The organism is Bradyrhizobium sp. TM239 (assembly GCF_036247985.1).
Taxonomy (GTDB): Bacteria; Pseudomonadota; Alphaproteobacteria; order Rhizobiales; family Xanthobacteraceae; genus Bradyrhizobium; species Bradyrhizobium ottawaense.
Map to the genome: position 1 here is coordinate 87,091 of NZ_BTIR01000007.1, position 13,515 is coordinate 100,605.

Annotated in this window: 14 protein-coding genes; 11 read left to right on the top strand and 3 right to left on the bottom strand. The window is 64.7% G+C overall.

What is annotated here, in order from left to right:
- Positions 1–7 precede the first annotated feature (7 nt).
- The 3 genes from AABA84_RS12965 to AABA84_RS12975 are packed head-to-tail and all read left to right on the top strand — an operon-like array spanning position 8 to position 4,447.
- Positions 8–1,138, top strand: a complete 1,131-nt coding sequence (locus AABA84_RS12965; RefSeq protein WP_338312236.1) for a cytochrome P450 — start codon at positions 8–10, stop codon at positions 1,136–1,138.
- Between the two features lie 22 nt (positions 1,139–1,160).
- Positions 1,161–2,969: a hypothetical protein gene (locus tag AABA84_RS12970; protein ID WP_338312237.1), complete on the top strand. Its 1,809-nt coding sequence runs from the start codon at positions 1,161–1,163 to the stop codon at positions 2,967–2,969.
- Positions 2,858–4,447, top strand: coding sequence for a Dyp-type peroxidase (locus tag AABA84_RS12975; RefSeq protein WP_338312238.1), 1,590 nt, complete (start codon positions 2,858–2,860; stop codon positions 4,445–4,447). The genes AABA84_RS12970 and AABA84_RS12975 overlap by 112 nt, the downstream gene beginning before the upstream one ends.
- A gap of 36 nt (positions 4,448–4,483) precedes the next feature.
- Here AABA84_RS12975 and AABA84_RS12980 read toward each other — a convergent pair whose 3' ends face one another.
- The 3 genes from AABA84_RS12980 to hemB all read right to left on the bottom strand — a co-directional run bounded on the left by AABA84_RS12980 (position 4,484) and on the right by hemB (position 7,312).
- Complete coding sequence (locus tag AABA84_RS12980) at positions 4,484–5,260, bottom strand: arginyltransferase (RefSeq protein WP_091965174.1); 777 nt, start codon at positions 5,258–5,260, stop codon at positions 4,484–4,486.
- Between the two features lie 122 nt (positions 5,261–5,382).
- Positions 5,383–5,925, bottom strand: a complete 543-nt coding sequence (locus AABA84_RS12985) for an RDD family protein (RefSeq protein ID WP_338307862.1) — start codon at positions 5,923–5,925, stop codon at positions 5,383–5,385.
- Between the two features lie 325 nt (positions 5,926–6,250).
- Positions 6,251–7,312, bottom strand: a complete 1,062-nt coding sequence (hemB, locus tag AABA84_RS12990) for a porphobilinogen synthase (RefSeq protein WP_212244894.1) — start codon at positions 7,310–7,312, stop codon at positions 6,251–6,253.
- A 123-nt stretch (positions 7,313–7,435) separates the two neighbouring features.
- Between hemB and AABA84_RS12995 the strand changes: the two genes are divergently transcribed.
- From AABA84_RS12995 to AABA84_RS13030, 8 genes are all read left to right on the top strand, one after another.
- The gene (locus AABA84_RS12995) at positions 7,436–7,936 is read left to right on the top strand and encodes a DUF6163 family protein (protein WP_212244892.1); all 501 of its coding nucleotides are present in this window, start codon (positions 7,436–7,438) and stop codon (positions 7,934–7,936) included.
- A gap of 516 nt (positions 7,937–8,452) precedes the next feature.
- Complete coding sequence (gene ldtR / locus AABA84_RS13000; protein ID WP_018320040.1) at positions 8,453–8,971, top strand: transcriptional regulator LdtR; 519 nt, start codon at positions 8,453–8,455, stop codon at positions 8,969–8,971.
- A 198-nt stretch (positions 8,972–9,169) separates the two neighbouring features.
- Positions 9,170–9,406 carry a hypothetical protein gene (locus tag AABA84_RS13005; protein WP_212244890.1) on the top strand — a complete coding sequence of 79 codons (237 nt, stop codon included), beginning with the start codon at positions 9,170–9,172 and terminating at the stop codon, positions 9,404–9,406.
- Positions 9,407–9,443: 37 nt separating this feature from the next.
- Positions 9,444–9,665 (top strand): hypothetical protein, encoded by a 222-nt coding sequence (locus AABA84_RS13010; protein WP_028144414.1) that lies wholly within the window; start codon positions 9,444–9,446, stop codon positions 9,663–9,665.
- 259 nt (positions 9,666–9,924) lie between these two features.
- The gene (glyA, locus tag AABA84_RS13015) at positions 9,925–11,235 is read left to right on the top strand and encodes a serine hydroxymethyltransferase (protein ID WP_097663235.1); all 1,311 of its coding nucleotides are present in this window, start codon (positions 9,925–9,927) and stop codon (positions 11,233–11,235) included.
- A 15-nt stretch (positions 11,236–11,250) separates the two neighbouring features.
- Positions 11,251–11,733 carry a transcriptional regulator NrdR gene (gene nrdR, locus AABA84_RS13020; protein ID WP_011087793.1) on the top strand — a complete coding sequence of 161 codons (483 nt, stop codon included), beginning with the start codon at positions 11,251–11,253 and terminating at the stop codon, positions 11,731–11,733.
- Positions 11,730–12,878 (top strand): bifunctional diaminohydroxyphosphoribosylaminopyrimidine deaminase/5-amino-6-(5-phosphoribosylamino)uracil reductase RibD, encoded by a 1,149-nt coding sequence (gene ribD, locus AABA84_RS13025; protein WP_212244881.1) that lies wholly within the window; start codon positions 11,730–11,732, stop codon positions 12,876–12,878. The genes nrdR and ribD overlap by 4 nt, the downstream gene beginning before the upstream one ends.
- Positions 12,878–13,489, top strand: a complete 612-nt coding sequence (locus AABA84_RS13030) for a riboflavin synthase (RefSeq protein ID WP_212244879.1) — start codon at positions 12,878–12,880, stop codon at positions 13,487–13,489. Before ribD ends, AABA84_RS13030 begins: the two co-directional genes overlap by 1 nt.
- The last annotated feature ends 26 nt before the right edge of the window (positions 13,490–13,515 follow it).

Consider the following 13,515-nt stretch of genomic DNA (forward strand, 5'->3'; position numbering starts at 1 on the left):
GTTCGGCATGGCGGCGCGCGCCAGTGCGGTCAAGGGTGTGCTGACCAGGCCGCAGAGTTTCTCGAACTCTGCCCATGCGGCCAATCTGGCCGCCGGCGATTACATGATTGGCATGGATCCGGGTCCGACCTACCACGACGACAGGCGTCTGCTGGATGCCCGGCTGGCTTTGCTGGCTGCAAGCCTGCCGGCCGCGGCCGATCAGGAGGTTCAGCGACGCGTCCAGCAGCTTGGGCAGCTCGGGACGAACAAGTCGTTCGACCTCATTGACGACTACCTGATGTGGATCGTGTTTCGAGCGATGGATCCGCTGTTCGGGGCGGCAACGGGCAAGGTGGTGGCGGGCGCGCATGGCAACGTCAACGACCCCGGGCTCCAACGGCAATATCTCCTGGAAATCAGGTATGTCGCAGGCCAGCTCCTTGCCGGAAGCACTGCGACGCTGAGGGTCCAGCGACGGGCAGAGCTCTGCTCGGATGCGTTGCGTGCACGTATCGCCGCCGTGGGCCGCGACATCGAACAGGCTTGGGGTGTCCAGAGTTCTGCCAGCGCCATCACGCGGAATGCCGCCGGTCTTGCCTGGATTTCGCATCCGGTCACGGTGCAGTCGGGGGCGCTGGCCGTGCAGGAGTTGCTCAGGCGCTCCAAGGTTCACCGGACCCTGCGGGCGGAAGCCCAGCGGCTCGGGCCGGCCGGCGTTTGGCAGGACGTCAAGTTCCGCGATCTGGTGCGCGAGCACATGCTCGAGCTCATGCGCTTTCGGCCGATCTTTCCGCTGCTCGCGCGCGACGTGCCGCGCGATACGGAATTCGAGACCGGCGCGCGGCACAATGCGCCGTGCTCCGCCGGCGGCAAGATGGCGATCTGGTCGATCGCCGCCCTGTTCGATTCCAAGGTGGTCAAAAAGAGCGGTCAGTTCTGTCCCGCCCGCAATTGGGGGCCGCACCAGGATTTGCGCTGGCTGATGTTCGGATACGGCACCCGCCAATGTCCCGCCAAGGATTACGCGGTCGAGATCCTGACCAGCGCGCTGATCGGTCTGCTGATCCTGCCCGAGCTGCGACTGACGCGGGGCGAGGGCAAGGCCATCGCCTACGACGGCCCACTGATGTCCCGCATGCGCGTGAACTTCGTCTGACGGATCGGGGGGAGGACAGTCCATGCTCGAAATGGTCCGGCAGCAGATGATCTGCATCATTGCGCCAGGCTGGCGCGGCGCGGTGGATTTTTCGGACTCGGGAGACATGCAGTCCGCGCTGAATGCACTTCTTCAGGATGTTGCGGTCATTCAGTTCGCGTCCATCGCGCTGTTGCCGGCGCGCACGGACGCAGAGGAGCAGGCGCCGTCGCTGATGCTCGAGCTTGCCGTCGAGGAAGGCATCGATCCCAAGGACATGCTGTACAGGCTGGTCCATCATCCCAGCGGCGCGATGTGGTCGCTCTTCAACTCCTACTGGCCCGGCGGCGGGCCTCCGCTGGTGAGCGCGCGCAACGGGCAATTGTTCGACAAGCTGGTCGGGTGGCTCAGTCTCGCCGATGGCGGCTTCGTCGGTCCTCGCGACAGAACGGCCCGGCAGATCAGGAAGGAGCGCGATCTCCTGATATGGACCCGGGACGAGGGACGCAAATTGAGAGCCATGTACGGCGATGATCGTGCATCGTTCGCGCTTGCGCTGGCGCAGCGGGCATTTCAGGACCCGCGCTTCGACTGGGCGATGCAGCCTGCACCGCGGTCCTATTGGCGCGGGAAGGGTGCGAGCCTCTCCGCAAAAGTAGGCTATGGGCTCGTGGTCTTCGGCTTGTGGCTGGCCCTGGTCTGGCTCCTGGGCGCACTGCCGAGCGGGTTGTTCCGCGCCATCACCTGGTTCGTCGGCGCATCCTATCCCCCGGTACAGTCCGTGGTGGACGTCATCAGCAGTGTGAGCATGTGGATCGTGTGGGCGAGCATCAGGGCACTGCTCGCCTTTGTCGGGCTCCTGTTCCTGGGATGGCTGCTCCTGGTCGCGCTGCCGGCGCTGTTCGCGCCCTGGCGGCGCTGGGTGGACAGCGTCCGCCGCGAGCTCGAACGGCCGACCGAGACGTGGTCGTCATTCTCCACCCGTGTTGTCGGCTGGATCGTGGTCGTGCCGTTGCTCCTCGCCATTTTGGTGTGCGCGGTGGTCTTCGTCTTCTATCCGAAGCCGATCATGGAAGGGATCGAGGCTTTGACTGCGCGGGTTCCGGGGTGGGAGCTCGCCCTCTTCGGCGTGCTCGCGATCGCGGCGCTGCTCTGCATCGGGACCTTTTTCTCCTGGATCAATCGCCGGTTTGCGACCTTGAGCAAGTGGTTCTTTCATCCCTACGAAGACGATGTCGCCCGGGCCCAGCAGGTTCATCCGTCAATCGACCAGTGCGAAGCGCTGTTGGCCGGTGGGACCGCGCACATGGTCAGCCTGACCGATATCCGCAGCCCGAACGGCTGGAGCGCCTGGTGGATCCGCGTGTCCCTGCGCGTCGTGACGTTCTTTGGGCGGGTGTTCTTCACCGAGGGGCGGCTCGGTGATGCACCGGGTATCCATTTTGGCCACTGGCACATTATCGAAGACGGTCGGCGCTTTCTATTCTGCTCGAACTATGACGGCAATTTCGGCGGTTACCTCGACGATTTCATCAACGGCGCGACGATCGGGACCACGTTGGCCTGGCGATGGACGACGCTGAGGCCGCGAGGATCGGCGGCGGTCGGGCAACCGGACATCAAGGCGCCGCGCGATTTTCCGCCGACGCGTTTCGTGCTTTTTCGCGGTGTGAAGTGCGAGTTGAAATTCAAGTCCTACGCCCGCGACAGCATGCTTCCGCACATGTATCGCTTCGACGCGTGCAACGCGACGATCGAGGAGATCGACCTCGCGACCGGGCTGCGCGACGCCCTGTTCGGCGAGCGCAACGACAGGAACGACGACTTCATCATGAGGGCGATCGAAACATGAAGGCCTCGCATCTCTCCGAACAGCTCGCGGACATTCAGGGAATGCTCGGAAGCGGCTATGGCTGGTTGAAGACCAGCCGCTTCTGGCTGCTGACGATCAAGGAGGGCCGCGAGGACGATGCCCGGGCATGGCTCGCGGAGCTCGTCGACAAGAAACTGGTCGTCAGTGCCGCCGATGTCAGGAAATCGAGGAAGCACCCCGTCGACGATGCCGTCGCGATCGCTTTCAGCTATTTGGGACTGGCAAAGCTCGGATGCGAGGAGACCGCTGCGCATCCGTTCCCATCCCCGTTCAGCAGCGGCATGGGCTGCGACCTGCGCGCGTTGCTGTTGAGGGACAGCCCGCGGGATTGGCGCTGGTCCGATGTTGAAAGCGGTGCCGGCGGCCCCGTGCATGTCCTGGTGGCCGAATGGAGAAAGCGACGGAGCGCTGCCGAGATGGCGAGCGCGCCGGAGAAGTCAGCCGAACTGGATCCTGATCCTGACGTGTTCGATGTCGTCAGGATCGACAACGATCCCTGCGCCTTCCAGCAAAAGGAGGGCGACAAGGAAGAGAGATTGTACGAGTCCTTTGGCTTTCGCGATGGCCTCGCGCAACCCGTGATCAGCGAACTCAGGGAAGAGCGCGGCGCCGAACGCAGGCAGGTCAGGGACGATGCCGGCATCCTGTATGAGGATCGCGTCGTCGCTCCGGGCGAATTCATCCTGGGCTATCGCAACGAATATGACGAGCTGACCTATTGCCCCAACGTCAAGCGATGGCCGGGCGACGCCACCTATACGAGCGGCCGCTTCGCGCTGAACGGGACCTATCTCGCGGTTCGCCAGATCGAGCAGGATGTCGACGCGTTCGCGAAATTTGAAGCGGTATACGGCCAGGCTGTCTGCGAGAAGATGATGGGCCGTCGAAGGAATGGAAAGCCATTGTCGTGGCAAGGCAGTCCCGGCGTTCCGATTTCGGATTCGGAAGCCGATGCATTTCGCTTTCGTGTCGACGACGCGAACGGCTTTGGCTGTCCGAAAGGCGCCCATATCCGCCGGGTCAATCCGAGGGATACGCTGGGCATCGACGTGCAAGCGAGCATCAAGTCGGTCAAGCTGCACCGGCTGCTGCGCCGGGGGCGACCGTATCGCGAGGAGGTTGCGAACGATAAGCCGCGCAAGGGCATCTTCTTCATCGCGTGCAACGCCGATCTCGAGCGGCAGTTCGAGTTCATCTACCAGCGCTGGTTGCGAAATCCCCGGTTCGTCTGCCTCAACGACCAGGACGACCCTCTCGTCGGCAAGCCCGCTGCCACCAGGAGCTTCTCCATGCCGGGATTGGCAAGCGGCGAGGAAGTGTCCCTGGCTGCTTTTACGCAGACGCTGGGGGGAGGCTATTTCTTCCTTCCCGGGATCTCTGCGCTCAAATTCATCCTCGGGCGCGAGGGCAGTTCGAAGGCGGTCGGCCCAGAGGCCGTCGTAGCCTTGGCGCGCTGAAAGCCGGCGCGAGGCCGGACGGGGCAATCGTGAGGGTCAATCCTGCGGCTCGGACGCCGCGTCGCCCTGTGCGTCGACGCGCAGCCAGCCCGAGGGCGCGAGGCGCTGCTGCGGCAGGAAGCGGGCCTTGTAGTCCATCTTCTTCGAGCCCTCGATCCAGTAGCCGAGATAGACGTAAGGCAACCCTTGCCGGCGGGCACGGGCGATGTGGTCGAGGATCATGAAGGTGCCCATCGAGCGGCTGACCTGGCCCGGCTCGAAGAACGAATAGACCATCGACAGTCCGTCGCTGAGCACATCGGTGAGCGCGACCGCGATCAGCTCCTCGCCGCGGCCGGTGATGCCGCTGTCGGGGCCACGCTTGCGGTATTCGATGATGCGGGTCTCGACATGGCTGTCCTCGACCATCATGGCGTAGTCGAGCACGGTCATGTCGGCCATGCCGCCATGGCGATGGCGCGCGTCGAGATAGGCGCGGAACACCGAATATTGCTCGGAGGTGGGCACCGCGCTGCGCTGCTCGCCGATGATGTCGGCATTGCGCGCCATCACCTTGCGGAAGTTGCGGGAGGGGCGGAACTCGTTGGCGACGACCCGGACCGAGACGCAGGCGCGGCACTGGTCGCAGGCCGGGCGATAGGCGATCGACTGGCTGCGGCGGAAGCCGCCATGGGTCAGGAGGTCGTTGAGGTCACCGGCACGCTCCCCCACGAGGTGCGTGAACACCTTGCGCTCATGCCGACCCGGCAGATACGGGCAGGGGGACGGCGCCGTAAGGTAAAATTGGGGGGTGTCGCGCGAGTGCTGGGTCAAGGGACGTCGTGGGCCTCCGAAGTGAGTATCAGCATCGCGCTACGGAAGCCCCCGGTCAATTGGTCAGCTTGGCAGGTCAGATCAGCAGTCAGCTTAGTGGACTCCGGTTAGTAGGACGTTGATCACCACGTCCTTGCCGTCTGCGGCACCGGCGCGCGGACGGAATTGTTGATCACGACCGTTCCCAGCACGAAATCCTGCAGCAGGCGCCGGCGGCCGTTGAACAGGCCGAGCAGCACCACGAAGGGCGACAGGAACGAGACCGTCACCCAGAACAGCACGGCATGGGTGGCGCCGAGCACGAAATAGCCGGGTGCGCCGTACCAGGTGCGCAGCTCCAGATCCATCAGGCGCATGCCGATCGTCGCGGAGGAGGGGCCACCGATGCAGGCGCCGTAATAGACGATGGCCCAGATCACGGAGGCCGGCCAGGCCAGCCAGAACAGCGCCCAGCCGATGCCGAGCGTGACCACGCCGAACACTGCGATGAAGAGGTAGCCGAGGATCACCGGCACCGAGATCACGACCATGTCGATCAGGAAGGCGAACACGCGCCGCGTCGCAACGCCGCGGAACAACTCCGGGTGCAGATAGGGGTCGTAGGCGTGCGGCTGCGCCCCGCCGTCATTGCGCCAGGCGCCTGAATTGCCCGTCTCGTACGACATGTCCGTCCTCCCAAGGGGGAAACAGAGGGGAAAAACCCTCGAGGCAGGACATGGGAACAGGCTTTCCCCCTGCCAAGGGCGCAGGCGCATTAACAAGCCGAAATATTCCGGCGATTCGGGGGCGGGGGAGGACGCGATGTTGGTGCCGCAAACACCGGTGTCGTCCCGGACAAGCGAAGCGCAGATCCGGGATCCATAACCACAGGGAGGAGTTTGGCGAAGACCGTTAGTTGATTTCGCCGGTACGAATACCGCGGATCACAGTTAGATCACGCGGTATGGGTCCCTGCGTACGCAGGGACGACAGTGAAGGTGCCCCGCCAGCTTACCCCTGCGACCGCAGCTTCTCCGCCGCCTTCGGCGCAAAATAGCTCAGCACGCCGTCGGCGCCGGCGCGCTTGAAGGCGAGCAGGCTTTCCATCATGGCGCGCTCGCCGTCGAGCCAGCCGTTGTTCGCGGCGGCCGCGATCATCGCGTATTCGCCCGAGACCTGGTAGGCGAAGGTCGGCATCGCGAACGTATCCTTCACGCGGCGGACCACGTCGAGATAGGGCATGCCGGGCTTCACCATCACCATGTCGGCGCCCTCGGTGATGTCGAGCTCGACCTCGCGCAGCGCCTCGTCGGTATTGGCGCTGTCCATCTGATAGGTGCGCTTGTCGCCGGTCAGCGTCTTGGCCGAACCGATGGCGTCGCGGAACGGGCCGTAGAAGGCGGAGGCGTATTTGGCCGCATAGGCCATGATCTGCACGTCGAGCAGGCCGGTGCGGTCCAGACCTTCGCGGATCGCGGCGACGCGGCCGTCCATCATGTCGGAGGGCGCGATGATGTCGCAGCCGGCTTCGGCCTGCACCAGCGCCTGACGCACCAGCACGGCGACCGTCTCGTCGTTCAAGATCCTGCCGTCCGAGATCAGGCCGTCATGACCGTGGCTGGTGAAGGGATCGAGCGCGACGTCGCAGAGGATGCCGATCTCCGGAAACTCCTTCTTGATCGCGCGCACCGCCTGGCAGACCAGATTGTTCGGATTGGTGGCTTCCGAGCCTTCCTCGTCGCGCAAGGACGGCTCGGTGTAGGGAAACAGCGCGAGGCAGGGAATGGTGAGCTTCATGGCGCGCTCGGCCTCGCGCACGGCCTGGTCGACACTGAGGCGCTCGACGCCGGGCATCGAGGCGACCTGCTCGCGCTTGTTGTCGCCGTCGATCAGGAACAGCGGCCAGATCAGATCGTCGGTGGTGAGCACGTTCTCGCGCACCATCCGCCGGGCCCATTCGGCCTTGCGATTGCGGCGCGGGCGGACGGTCAGATCGAGGGCATGGGGCACCGCCGCTCCCTCACGGCGCGAAACCTCGCGCAGTTCGATCGGACGTCCGTATTTGATCGCCATCACTCTTCCTCCGGCTGGAATTATTCTTATACCAGCTCGCATGGTTCCCGTCACCGCGGCTTGACCTGCCGCAACGTGATGGCAGCCGATTGATTTTGCGGGCCGAAGCAGCCAGAAGGGGCCATGTCCGAGATCTCCACCCGCGATGCGGCCCGTGACGGCAGCCCCAGGGACGCCGTCAGAGACAGCGCCAGAGACAGTGCGATGTCGGTGGCCGCGATCTCGTCGGAGCGCCCGGAATCCGACGACAATGTCTGGACGCGCCGCCTCGTGCTGTTCCTGCGGGTGATGGCACTGCTCTCGATCCTGAAGGGGCTCTATCACTGGGCGCAGGTGACGGGCTTCGTCGGCGGCGAGGACGAGGCGTTCGAGAACCAGTCGATGGCCTGGCAGGCCGCGACCGTCTACTTCGCGGTGATCGAGCTCGTCGCCGCGGTCGGCCTGTGGCTGGCGACGCCCTGGGGCGCCGTGGTGTGGCTCACGACCGTGGTCTCGATGGCGGTGATCGAGCTGATGTTCCCGGGAATCTACGGCGGCAGCCTGATCGTCGTCGGCGTCGAAGCCTTCATGCTCGCAGCCTATCTCGCGCTCGCCTGGATGGCCGCGCGCGAGCGGCCGCCGTAGCCGACACCTTCGATACATAGATACTCTCGTGCCCCGGACGCAGCGCAGCGCTACGTCAGCGGTGCGCTGCAGAGCCGGGGCCCATTTCACCGCGATCTCGTCTGCCGCTTTCTGGGTCCCGGCTCTGCGCTCCGCTTGTCCGGGACACGAGAGTGGAGCTTGCGGAGTTGTGCCGGTTTGGTTGACCGCTGGTTGCCTAAAATTTGCGGTAAGTTTTCGTTGACCAGCCGGTTCCGCCACAGCCGTTACGCGCCCGTTTCGAAACGGAGCGGGCCTGTTCTGGAATGCGACAACCGGGGCGGACGGAGGGTGAACAGGACCTTGCGAAGGTCAACAGAGCGTTGCGAAAAGTGCTTGTGGCACAGGCTTAATCCGCAATTCACTGTCTTAAATTCATGATCTCTTTATTCTCTTATTTAAGCCGATCTTCAAACGAGCCCCTTAAGTTGCACCTATCAGACGGGACACAAGTTTCGTCGAATAAGTGTCGATAAAAACGACAACAGGGGAAGTGTCATGATGAAAGCCGTCGCAACTGCGGCAGATACCGCAGAGCGCGTCTCCGGCCAGCAGGGTTCGGTGCAGTCGCTCTATCTGGAAGCTTTGACTCTGGTGGAGCGGCTGCATCGCCGGCTCCTCGACGTGATCAAGGACGAATTCGATCGCCGCGGCCGCGCGGACATCAACTCGGTGCAGGCTCTCCTGCTCTACAACATCGGCGACAAGGAGCTGACCGCGGGCGAGCTGCGCACGCGCGGTTATTATCTCGGCTCCAACGTCTCCTACAATCTGAAGAAGCTCGTCGAGCTCGGCTTCCTCGATCATCAGCGCTCGCGCGTCGATCGCCGCTCGGTGCGCATCCGCCTGACCCCGCAGGGCCAGGAAGTTCGCCGCATCGTCGATGCGCTCTACCAGAAGCACGTCAAGACGGTGGAGCAGGTCGGCGGCATCTCGGGCGAGGAATTCTCGACCCTCAACAAGTCGCTGCACCGCCTCGAGCGGTTCTGGACCGACCAGATCCTGTATCGGCTCTGAGTTTCCAAGGGATAAGGCCAAGCCGGCCCGCAACAAGACCGGCAAGCCGCCCGAACGTGCCTCAACTTCCCCAGCGCGCCGGCCCGGAGTTGCCCCGGACCGGTGCGTTTTGCATTTTGCACATGCGAAGAAAATTTTGTGACCCGAGGAACAAGTTCCGGGCTTGGCGCTTATCTCCTTCGGATCGGAGACAGGGCGATGCTGGTCGAGCGCGGGCTGCAGGCGATGAACGTGGAACTCGTGAGCGAGGCCTACGCCATCGCCGCGAACTACCTTCGCCGGTCCGGCGCGATTGCCGATACGCTCGTGACCGACGAACGCCTGCTCGGGATCATCATCAAGCTGCTCCAGCAGGGCGAATTCAACAAGATCAGGCTCGCCAACAAGGCGATCGCCCGGTTCCAGGCGCAGGCCGAGGCCCGCGCGGTTGCCTGATCAAGACTCCCGAAACTTGGAAGAACCAGAGGGTGCCATGGAAGCCGCCATCGACCGCATCATGCAGACCTATGACCTGCTCGCCAACCGCACCGCCGCGGCCAGCGAGGAGGCACGGGCCAAGGTCACGAACTACCTCACCACCCTGATGGAAGCGGGCGAGAAGGACCCGCACAGGTTGACGGTCTGCGGCCTGACCTATCTGCGTCAGCTCGACGGCAGCGTGGACCCTGTGAAGGCGGGGTATACCGGGCTGTGATGGGACGCCTGTTGCAGCCGGCATGAGGAGTTAGGTCCAAAGCGGTCCTATACCGAATGGGAGGCGGAGGGGCGTTTCTCTCGAACCGGCCCAATCGCCGAAAATCTCCCCCTCCACCATATCTTGCATAAATATCAGGCCCGACCCGCAAACCCTTGGCCTGTTGCGGGCGATGTGGTAGATCGCGCGTGCTTCCGATCGCCACACCAGACCCGCCCGTAGCCCGCCAAAAGGCTGCGGCGGTGGAGATATTCGCAAGATGACCTCAGCCAAGAACTCTACAGCGTCCGCCTCCGCGCCCGATTCGTTTTTCACTGCCTCGCTCGAGCAGGCCGACCCGGAAATCGCAGCCGCCATCAAGGGTGAGCTCGGCCGGCAGCGCCATGAGGTCGAGCTGATTGCCTCCGAGAACATCGTCAGCCGGGCCGTGCTGGAAGCGCAGGGTTCGGTGATGACCAACAAGTATGCAGAGGGTTATCCGGGCGCGCGCTACTATGGCGGTTGTGAGTGGGTCGACGTCGCCGAGAACCTCGCGATCGACCGCGCCAAGAAGCTGTTCGGCGCCAAATTCGCCAACGTGCAGCCGAACTCCGGCAGCCAGATGAACCAGGCGGTGTTCCTGGCGCTGCTGCAGCCCGGCGACACCTTCATGGGCCTCGACCTTGCGGCCGGCGGCCATCTCACCCACGGCTCGCCCGTCAACATGAGCGGCAAGTGGTTCAAGGCCGCGCACTACACCGTGCGCCGCGAGGACCAGATCATCGACATGGACGCGGTCGCCAAGCAGGCCGAAGAGGTCAAGCCGAAGCTGATCGTCGCGGGCGGCTCGGCCTATTCGCGTGCCTGGGACTTCAAGCGCTTCCGCGAGATCGCGGACAGCGTCGGCGCGTATCTGCTGGTCGACATGGCGCACTTCGCGGGCCTCGTCGCCGGCGGCGTGCATGCCTCGCCGGTGCCGCATGCCCACATCACCACGACGACGACGCACAAATCGCTGCGCGGTCCGCGCGGCGGCCTGATGCTGTGGAATGACGAGGCGCTGACCAAGAAGTTCAACTCGGCGATCTTCCCGGGGCTGCAGGGCGGCCCCCTGATGCATGTGATCGCGGCCAAGGCGGTCGCCTTCGGCGAGGCGCTGCGTCCGGACTTCAAGGTCTACGCCAAGAACGTCGTCGAGAACGCCAAGGCGCTGGCCGAGGCGATGAAGAGCCACGGCTTCGACATCGTCTCCGGCGGCACCGACAACCATCTGATGCTCGTCGACCTCAGGCCGAAGGGCCTGAAGGGCAACGCCTCGGAGAAGGCGCTGGTTCGCGCCGCCATCACCTGCAACAAGAACGGCATTCCGTTCGACCCCGAGTCGCCGTTCGTCACCTCCGGTATTCGTCTGGGCACGCCGGCGGCGACCACCCGCGGCTTCGGCGTCGCCGAATTCCAGCAGGTCGGCGGCATGATCGCGGAGGTCCTCAACGCGATCGCGCAGTCCTCCGACGGCAAGGCGCCGCTGGTCGAGGCCGCGATCAAGGAGCGGGTCAAGGCGCTCACCGATCGGTTCCCGATCTATCAGTAAGGCTGGGTTCAACGGATGCGCTGCCCGAACTGCAACAGTCTCGATACGCAGGTAAAGGACTCGCGTCCGACCGAGGACTCTTCCGTGATCCGCAGGCGGCGCGTGTGCGTCGCCTGCAATTTCCGCTTCACCACCTTCGAGCGCGTGCAGCTGCGCGAGCTCACCGTGATCAAGCGCAACGGCCGCCGGGTGCCGTTCGACCGCGACAAGCTGATGCGCTCGGTGCAGATCTCTTTGCGCAAGCGGCAGGTCGAGCCGGAGCGGGTGGAGAAGATGGTCTCCACCATCGTGCGCGAGCTCGAGACCGGAGGCGAGGCCGAGATCTCCTCCGAGGTGATCGGCGAGACCGTGATGGAGCATCTGCGCACGCTCGACGACGTCGCCTATGTGCGTTTCGCCTCGGTCTACCGTAATTTCCGCGAGGCCAAGGATTTCGCGGACGTGCTCGGCGAGCTCTCCGGTGAGGAGGAAGCGCGGCTCGCCGCGATCCGCAAATGATCTTCCGTATCCTGGAGGATCAGTTCGCGCAGAAGGCCCGCGAGGCCAAGGACGCCGATCGCCGTTTCATGGAGCTTGCGCTGGCGCTCGGACGCCGCGGGCAGGGGCGAACCTGGCCGAACCCGGCGGTCGGTGCCGTCGTCGTCAAGGACGGTGTCATCGTCGGCCGCGGCTGGACCCAGACAGGTGGACGTCCGCATGCCGAACCCGAAGCCCTGCGGCGGGCAGGTCAAGCCGCACGCGGCGCCACGCTCTACGTCACGCTCGAACCTTGCTCGCATTTCGGCAAGTCGCCGCCTTGCGCCGACGCCGTGATCGCGGCCGGCATCAAGCGGGTGGTGGCGGCGATCGAGGATCCCAATCCGGAGGTCGCGGGGCAGGGCCATGCGCGCCTGCGCGCTGCCGGCATCACAGTGGATTTGGGCCTGTGCGCGGCGGAAGCCGCATTCGACCATGCCGGGCATTTCCGTCGCATCCGGGACAAGCGCCCGCATGTGATCCTGAAGCTGGCGGTCTCGCCCGACGGCAAGATCGGCGCCGCCGGCGGCAAGCCGGTCGCGATCACGGGGGAGGCGGCGCGCAGTCGCGTGCATCTGCTGCGCGCGCAGAGCGATGCGATCCTGGTCGGTATCGGAACGGTGCTGGCGGACGATCCGCTTCTCACCTGCCGCCTGCCGGGCATGGCGGCGCGCTCGCCGGTGCGCGTGGTGCTCGACCAGAGCCTGCGCATTCCCGGGGGAAGCAAGCTCATAGGCTCCGCGCGCGAGACGCCGCTCTGGGTGCTGGGCTCCGAGCTTGCGGAAGCCGCGGCGGCAACACGTCTCGGTGCGACCGGCGCGCAGGTGATCCGCATCCCGCCGGCAATTGCCTCCGGGCTCGATTTGCCGGCCGTGCTGCATGCGCTGGCCGGGAAGGGGATCACCCGCCTGATGGTCGAGGGCGGCAGCCGGGTTGCGTCCTCGTTCGTCGCGGCCGACCTCGCCGACGAGATCTGGCTGTTCCGCGGCGCGGAAGCGGTCGGCAGTGGCGGCGTCGATGCGCTCGATGCATTGCCCCTGTCGAAAATCACGCAGTCGCAGGCCTACAAGGTTCATGCTAGCGAAACATTCGACAAGGATACTCTCACCATCTACGAGCGCGCGTAATGTTCACCGGCATTGTCACCGATATCGGCGAGATCGTCAGCTTCACGCCTGTGGCGCAAGGGCAATTGCACCGGCTGCGCATCGCTTGCCGCTATGATCAGACCACCATCGCCGACGGCGCCTCGATCGCCAGCAACGGCGTCTGCCTGACCGTGGTTGCCTCCGGCGTCGCAGGCGGCAAAACCTGGTATGACGTCGATGCAGCGGCCGAGACGCTGGCGCTGACCACGGCAAAGCACTGGAAGCTCGGAACGAAGCTCAACCTCGAGCGCGCGCTCAAGATCGGCGACGAGCTCGGCGGGCACATCGTCGCCGGTCATGCCGACGGTATTGCCACCCTCGTCAGCCGCGAGGATCTGCCTGACATGGCGCGGTTCGAGCTCTCGACCACGCGGGAGCTGGCGCGGTTCATCGCCACCAAGGGCTCGATCACGCTCGATGGCGTCTCGCTCACGGTCAATACGGTCAGGGACGTGACCTTTTCGGTGTTGATCATCCCGCACACGCTCTCGGTCACGACGATCGGCGGCTGGAAGGCGGGGGACGAGGTCAATATCGAGGTCGACCTGATGGCCCGCTACGCGGCGCGGCTGACGGAAATGGCAGTTTAAAACTTGGCTTACCCGCCTGCGGCGAC